The 6,461-nt window shown below is 71.2% G+C and carries 6 protein-coding genes and 1 pseudogene; 3 read left to right on the top strand and 4 right to left on the bottom strand.

Annotated features, from left to right (window positions below):
• A pseudogene (locus ACILR4_RS10890) lies at positions 1-743 on the top strand (type III glutamate--ammonia ligase); the annotation flags it as partial.
• A gap of 74 nt (positions 744-817) precedes the next feature.
• Entirely contained in the window at positions 818-1,714 is an 897-nt protein-coding gene (locus ACILR4_RS10885) for a DMT family transporter (protein WP_395700872.1), read from the top strand.
• Here ACILR4_RS10885 and ACILR4_RS10880 read toward each other — a convergent pair.
• From ACILR4_RS10880 to ACILR4_RS10865, 4 genes are read right to left on the bottom strand one after another with little or no spacing between them, the layout of a single operon-like run.
• A complete protein-coding gene (locus tag ACILR4_RS10880; RefSeq protein WP_395700867.1) occupies positions 1,689-2,561 on the bottom strand; it encodes an S-methyl-5'-thioadenosine phosphorylase in 873 nt (290 codons plus the stop codon). The genes ACILR4_RS10885 and ACILR4_RS10880 overlap by 26 nt on opposite strands.
• Positions 2,558-3,634: a tRNA dihydrouridine(20/20a) synthase DusA gene (dusA, locus tag ACILR4_RS10875; RefSeq protein WP_395700866.1), complete on the bottom strand. Its 1,077-nt coding sequence runs from the start codon at positions 3,632-3,634 to the stop codon at positions 2,558-2,560. Before dusA ends, ACILR4_RS10880 begins: the two co-directional genes overlap by 4 nt.
• Positions 3,635-3,682: 48 nt before the next feature.
• Positions 3,683-4,567: an alpha/beta fold hydrolase gene (locus ACILR4_RS10870; protein WP_395700865.1), complete on the bottom strand. Its 885-nt coding sequence runs from the start codon at positions 4,565-4,567 to the stop codon at positions 3,683-3,685.
• A gap of 14 nt (positions 4,568-4,581) precedes the next feature.
• Entirely contained in the window at positions 4,582-5,412 is an 831-nt protein-coding gene (locus ACILR4_RS10865) for an esterase/lipase family protein (RefSeq protein ID WP_395700864.1), read from the bottom strand.
• 155 nt (positions 5,413-5,567) lie between these two features.
• Here ACILR4_RS10865 and ACILR4_RS10860 point away from each other — a divergent pair, with 155 nt between their 5' ends.
• Complete coding sequence (locus tag ACILR4_RS10860) at positions 5,568-6,461, top strand: acyltransferase (protein WP_395700863.1); 894 nt, start codon at positions 5,568-5,570, stop codon at positions 6,459-6,461.

The following is a 6,461-nucleotide window of genomic DNA, read 5'->3' as shown; positions in this document are numbered from 1 at the left end:
CCGATCACCTGATGCTGTTCAAGCTGGCGGCGCAGGCGCTGGCCGAAGCGCGCGGCATGGTGTTCTCGATGATGGCCAAGCCCTTCGCCCAGCAGCCGGGCAGCGGCATGCCGATGCAGCTGTCGCTGTGGAAGGGCCATGGCGACAACGCCACGCGGCTGTTCGTGCCGCATGCGCCCGATGGCAGCGCGCTGGCCAGCGGTCTCTCGCCCCTGGGTCAGCAGTTCGCCGCCGGCGTGCTGGCGCACGCGCCGGCGCTGTGCGCGCTGGCCGCACCCACCGTCAACAGCTACAAGCGCCTGCAGGCCGGCGGCAGCACGCCTGCGGAGAGTGCGGCGCCAACCCATGTCACCCATGGCAGCCACAACCGCAGCGCGATGCTGCGTACTTTGGGTGCCAGCATCGAATGCCGGCTGGCCGATGCGTCGTGCAACCCCTACCTGGTGCTGGCCGGACTGATCGCCGCCGGGCTCGACGGCATCGAGCGCCGGCTGCCGCTGCCGCCCGGCACCGACGAAGACCTGCTGACGCTGTCGGCGGCCGCGCTGCGCGAGCGCGGCATCGCGCCGCTGCCGCGGCAGCTGGACGACGCGCTGGCGGCGCTGGCGGCGGACGCGGTGATCTCGCACGCACTGGGCCCGGTGTTGAGCGAGCAGTTCCAGCGCCTCAAGCAGGCCGAGTGGGCCGATTACCAGCGCCAGGTCAGCCAGTGGGAGCTGCAGCGCTACGCCGCGGCGTTCTGACCCTCGAGTGCCAGACCCTGAGCCCGCGCCACCCCCCGCCCCCCTTGCTGGCCTACGGCTGCCTGGCTGCCAGCATGGCGCTGGTGGGCAGCTACGTGGGCCTGTCGCGCCTGCTGGTGGCCACCTTTCCGGTGTTCCTGCTGGCCTGGCTGCGCTTCGGCATCGCCGCCGTGGCCATGCTGCGCTGGACGCCGCGCGCGCCGGGCGAGCCGCCGCTGTCGCGCCACGACCGCTGGCTGCTGTTCTGGGAAAGCTTCCTCGGCAACTTCCTGTTCTCGATCTGCATGCTGTTCGGCGTGCTGCTGACCTCGGCGGTGTCGGCCGGCGTCGTGATGGCCGCCATTCCCGCCACCGTCGCGCTGATGTCCTGGCTGTTCCTCGGCGAACGGCTGACGCGCCGCGTCAGCGCGGGCATCGCCTGCGCGGCGGCCGGCATCGCGCTGCTGGCGCTGCTGCGGCCCGCCGCCAGCCATGGTGGCCCGGCACCGGCCGCGGCCAGCGCCCTGCCCGGCTGGCTGGGTCCGCTGCTGCTGGTGGGCGCGGTGGTCTGCGAGGCCAGCTACGTGGTGATCGGCAAGCGGCTGACCGGCAGCGTCTCGCCGCGGCGCATCAGCGCGCTGATCAACCTGTGGGGCCTGCTGCTGGTCACGCCGCTGGGGCTGTGGCAGGCGCTGTCCTTCGACTTTGCCGGCGTGCCCGCGCGGCTGTGGGGCCTGCTGGTGTTCTACGCGCTGGCCGCCAGCGTGGTGACGGTGTGGCTGTGGATGAAGGGCCTGGCCAGCGTGCCGGCGCAGCGGGCCGGCGTGTTCTCGGTGATGCTGCCGGTGAGCGCGGCGGCAGTGGGCGTGCTGTTCCTGGGGGAGCCTTTCGGTGCCGGCCACCTGGCGGCGCTGGCCCTGGCGCTGGCGGGCCTGCTGCTGGCCGCGTGGCCGGCCCGAGGCGCTGCTAAGCCAGCACCCGCGGCGCAATGAACTTCAGGCGCTCCACCTGCGCCGGGTCGCGCGCCGCCGGCGCGGTGATCAGCGCATGGTCCAGTGCCCGGCGGCAGGCGCAGCCGGGGCCTTGGCCATCGGCCGCGATCGAGCCGACGCTGCGCGCCACCAGGGCACGCGCATTCTCGGCGTTAGACATCAGCACGCGCAGCACCGCCTCCACCGTCACGTGCTCGTGCTGCGGATGCCAGCAGTCGAAGTCGGTGACCATCGCCACCGTGGCGTAGCAGAGCTCGGCCTCGCGCGCGAGCTTGGCCTCGGGCATGTTGGTCATGCCGATCACGTCGCAGTTCCAAGAGCGGTACAGGCGGCTCTCCGCCAGGGTCGAGAACTGCGGCCCCTCCATCACCAGGTAGGTGCCGCCGCGCGTGGCCGGCACGCCCTGCGCCAGCAGCGCCGCATGCAGGTGGGCGCCGAGCCGCCCGCACACCGGATGCGCCATCGACACATGCGCCACCAGGCCCTGGCCGAAGAAGGACTTCTCGCGCGCGAAGCTGCGGTCGATGAATTGGTCGACGACGACGAAGTGGCCCGGCGGCAGATCGGCCCGCAGTCCGCCGACGGCGCTGAGCGACAGCACGTCGGTCACGCCCAGGTGCTTCAGCGCCGCGATGTTGGCGCGGTAGTTCAGCTCGCTGGGCGCGAGCCGATGGCCCCGCCCATGGCGCGGCAGGAAGGCCAGCTGGGCCTCACCCTGCGGCGTGGCCAGCCGGCCGAGCAGGATCTCGTCCGACGGCGCGCCCCAGGGCGTGTCCACCGCCACCCAGCGCGTGTCCGCCAGCCCCGGCAGGTCGTACAGGCCCGAGCCCCCGATGATGCCGATCATGCGCTGATCTCCGTGCCGAGTTCGTGGTCGGCGCTTCCGCGCCGCGCCTGGGTGGCCATCCGCGCGACCTCTCGCGCAGCGTGCAGCTTGAGGCGATGGTCGCTCCACACCTGGCGCCAGCGGCGCGCCCCCGGGCGGCCATGCCACAGGCCCAGCATGTGACGCGCGATGTGCGGCCAGGGCACGCCATGACGGGCCTGCTGCTGCGCCATGTAGTCGAGCATGCGCGCTTCGATCGCCGAGCGCCAGTCGTCGCCGGGCTCGTCGTCCCCGGGCTCGTCGTTCCCGGTGTGGGCCGCGACATCGGCCCCCGCCTGCAGGAAGCGCCGGTCCCAGCTCGCCATCAGGCTCGGGCGGTGATAGGCCTCGCGGCCGACCATCACGCCATCGACGTGGGCCAGCTGCGCAGCCACCGTGGCGTTGTCGGCGATGCCGCCGTTGATCGCGATCGTGTACTGCGGAAACTCGCGCTTCAGGCGATGCACGACCTCGTAGCGCAGCGGCGGGATCTCGCGGTTCTCCTTCGGGCTCAGGCCCTGCAGCCAGGCGTTGCGCGCGTGCACGACGAACACCGTGCAGCCGCCCTCGGCCACCGTGCCGATGAAGTCGCGCACGAACTCGTAGCGCTCGGTCCTGTCGACGCCGATGCGGTGCTTCACCGTCACCGGCAGGTCGGTGGCCGCGCGCATCGCCGCCACACAGTCGCGCACCAGCGTGGCCTCGCGCATCAGGCAGGCGCCGAAGGCCCCCCGCTGCACCCGCTCGCTCGGGCAGCCGCAATTCAGGTTGACCTCGTCATAGCCCCAGCGCTGCGCCAGCCGCGCGCTCTGCGCCAGGTCCTCGGGCTCGCTGCCGCCGAGTTGCAGGGCCAGCGGATGCTCCTCGGCATTGAAGTCCAGGTGCCGCGGCACATCGCCATGCAGCAGCGCGCCGGTGGTCACCATCTCGGTGTACAGCCGTGTGTGGCGCGTGATCAGGCGATGGAAGAAGCGACAGTGGCGGTCGGTCCAATCCATCATCGGCGCGACGGACAGGCGCCAGGGATTGACCGATGGGGCGGCGGTGGCAGACATCACCGGACGGATTATCCCAGCCGGTGCTGTCCAGCGCGGCGGGCAGCTCTACCCGGCCCGCGACGCGTTCTGCGCAATGCCTTCGGCAATGTGCGGCAGCAAGGCCTCCGGCAGATCGTGGCCCATGCCAGGGATGATGTCGGCCTGCGCCTGTTCGATCTTCTTGACCAGGTCGTGCGCGGCATGCACCGGCACCAGGGCATCGTCCTTGCCGTGGATCACCCTTGTCGGCGCGGTGATGCGGCCGAGCAGTGGCGAGCGGTCGCCGTCCGCGGCAATCGCCACCAGCTGGCGCGCGACACCGGCCGGGTGCCAGGACCGCTCGATCGAATGGGTCAGGCGCTGGCGCAGCCGCGTCGGGTCGGGCGCATAGCCCGGGCTGCCGATCAGTGCCCAGATGCGCATTGCATGGTTCACGCGCGAGGCGGTATCGCTGCCCTGCGGCCGGCTCAGCAAGGCCCGGCGCACGGCCGGCCGCGCCTGCGGCAGGTGGCGTGCGCCGGAGCTGGTCATGATGAGCGTGAGGCTCTTGACCCGATCGGGGTGCGCGGCCGCGATGTGCTGGGCGATCATGCCGCCCATCGAGGCGCCGCACAGGTGCGCGCGGGGGATGCCCAGCTGGTCCAGCACGCCCAGCGCGTCGTCGGCCATCGCCTTCAGCGGATAGGGCGAACGCACGCGCAGGCGCAGGGCATGGCGCAGGCTGGCGCGCAGCAGGCTGGGCACCCCCAGGTGGTCGAGGTGGCTGCTCAGGCCGATGTCGCGGTTGTCCATGCGGATGACGCGAAAGCCGCGCCTCACCAGCTCGGCCACCAGTTCGTCGGGCCAGGCGATCAGCTGCATGCCCAGGCCCATGATCATCAACAGCGGCTCGCCATCACGCGGGCCCTGGTCGTCGACCTCGAATTCGAGGCCATTGGCACGTACACGCATCGTCGTCGGGCCCGTCAGTCGTGGCTCGCCGCCTGCAGCGGCGAATGGTGGGTCACCTTGTAGAACCAGCGCCGTGCACCGCGCAGGTCGAAGCGCTGCCAGCGCTGCGGGTCCTGCTGCAGCCGGTCGGAGATGACGTACAGCGCCAGCGGATTCATGCCCATGCCGACATGGCTGGCGTGGACCTCGATGTTCTCGGTGTGCGGCTCGCCTTCGTTCAGGCTGCACTGCCAGGCCACGACGCCATCGGTCTTGCTGTAGATCGAGGTGGTGGGCACGCTGGGCGGCACGCGCAGCTGCGCGATCAGCGCGGGGTCGTGCGCCACGCTCTGGCCGCTGACCATCTCGTAGAAGCGCCAGGCGTTGGTGGCACGCGGATGGCCGGAGAACGGCGACCCCAGCGTGATGACGCAGCGCGCAAGTTCTGGCATCTCCTTGGCCAGCTCGCGGGCGTAGACGCCACCCAGGCTCCAGCCGATGAGGCTGACCTTCTCGCGGTGGCGCCCAGCGGTGTGGCGCAGCTGCTCGCGCAGCGCATCCAGCACGCCATGGCGCGGGCCGAAGTTGAAGCCCTGCTTCCACGGGTAGGCGGTGTAGCCACGGTCGGACAGGAACGCCCGCAGCGGCGCGGTGGTGAAGTCGGTGGCGCCCAGGCCGGGGAACACGATGACCGGATGGCCGTCGCCCACGGGCAGCTGGCGCAGCCAGGGTGTCGCCGCCAGCAGCGCGGCCCATTCCCAGGGCGCGCGGGCCTCGAGCATCAGCTGGAAGGGGCCGGGCGGCCTGAGTTCGTCCAACGCCGGCGGCTCGGAACGGGCGGCCTGCTGGCGCCGATTCAAGGTCATGCAGTGCACCTCTCGTGGTGTGCGGGCCTCCAACTGGCCACCGGGCAATGGTATCGGTTGCACTGCGCCTTCATTGGGGCACTTGCCCTAGCCTCCCCTGTCGCGCTTGCGACACGGCAAACCGTCGGCCCGCGGGGCTGAGCCACAATCCCGGGATGTTTGCTCGCCTATCGTCCGTATTGCGCGGCTGCCTGACCAGCCTGGTGCTGGCCCTGAACACGCTGCTGATCTTTGCGCTGATGCTGCTGCCGGCCTTGATCAAGCTGCTGCCCATCGCCCCGCTGCGCGGGCTGTGCGACCGGGTGCTGAACGCGCTGGCCTCGGCCTGGGTGGCGGTGAACAACGGCTGGATCGCACTGGCCGCACCGCGCGCCCGCTGGGATGTGGCCGGTCTCGAGGGCCTGCACCCGCGCGGCTGGTACCTGGTGGCCAGCAACCACCAGAGCTGGGTCGACATCCTCGTGCTGCAGCGCGTGTTCCACGGCCGCATCCCGTTCCTGAAGTTCTTCCTCAAGCGCGAGCTGATCTACGTGCCGGTGATCGGCCTGGCCTGGTGGGCACTGGACTTTCCCTTCGTGCGCCGCGGCGGCGACCCCGGCGGCGCCGACCTGAAGGCCACGCGCGAGGCCTGCGAGAAATTCAAGCGCATCCCGACCTCGGTGATCAACTTCGTCGAAGGCACGCGCTTCAGCGCTGCCAAGCATGCCGAGCAGCGCAGCCCCTTCCGCCACCTGCTCAAGCCCAAGATCGGCGGCCTGGGCATGGCGCTGGCGACGATGGGCGAGCAGTTCGAAGCCCTGCTCGACGTGACCATCGTCTACCCGCAAGGCACGCCCACCTTCTGGCAGCTGCTGAGCGGCCGCGTCGAAGAAGTAGTGGTGCGGGTGGCCAGCCGCGAGCTGACGCCTGAATTACGCGGCAGCAACGTCATGGCCAACCGCGCCGAACGCGTGCGCGTGGGGCGCTGGATGGAGCAGCAGTGGGCCGACAAGGACCGCCTGATCGACGAACTGCTGGCCGGCCGGCGCAGCAGCGGCGCGGCGACCTGA

Origin of the sequence: Aquabacterium sp., assembly GCF_044226965.1 — a bacterium.
Lineage (GTDB): Bacteria > Pseudomonadota > Gammaproteobacteria > Burkholderiales > Burkholderiaceae_C > Pseudaquabacterium.
Note: the sequence above shows the minus strand (reverse complement) of the source record. Positions and strands in the feature narration are given on the sequence as shown.

Bases quoted from the DNA above. Each gene is read 5' to 3' on its own strand.
- dusA (WP_395700866.1), bottom strand. From the start codon at position 3,634: ATGTCTGCCACCGCCGCCCCATCGGTCAATCCCTGGCGCCTGTCCGTC.
- ACILR4_RS10885 (WP_395700872.1), top strand. From the start codon at position 818: ATGGCGCTGGTGGGCAGCTACGTGGGCCTGTCGCGCCTGCTGGTGGCC.
- ACILR4_RS10860 (WP_395700863.1), top strand. From the start codon at position 5,568: ATGTTTGCTCGCCTATCGTCCGTATTGCGCGGCTGCCTGACCAGCCTG.
- ACILR4_RS10870 (WP_395700865.1), bottom strand. From the start codon at position 4,567: ATGCGTGTACGTGCCAATGGCCTCGAATTCGAGGTCGACGACCAGGGC.
- ACILR4_RS10865 (WP_395700864.1), bottom strand. From the start codon at position 5,412: ATGACCTTGAATCGGCGCCAGCAGGCCGCCCGTTCCGAGCCGCCGGCG.
- ACILR4_RS10880 (WP_395700867.1), bottom strand. From the start codon at position 2,561: ATGATCGGCATCATCGGGGGCTCGGGCCTGTACGACCTGCCGGGGCTG.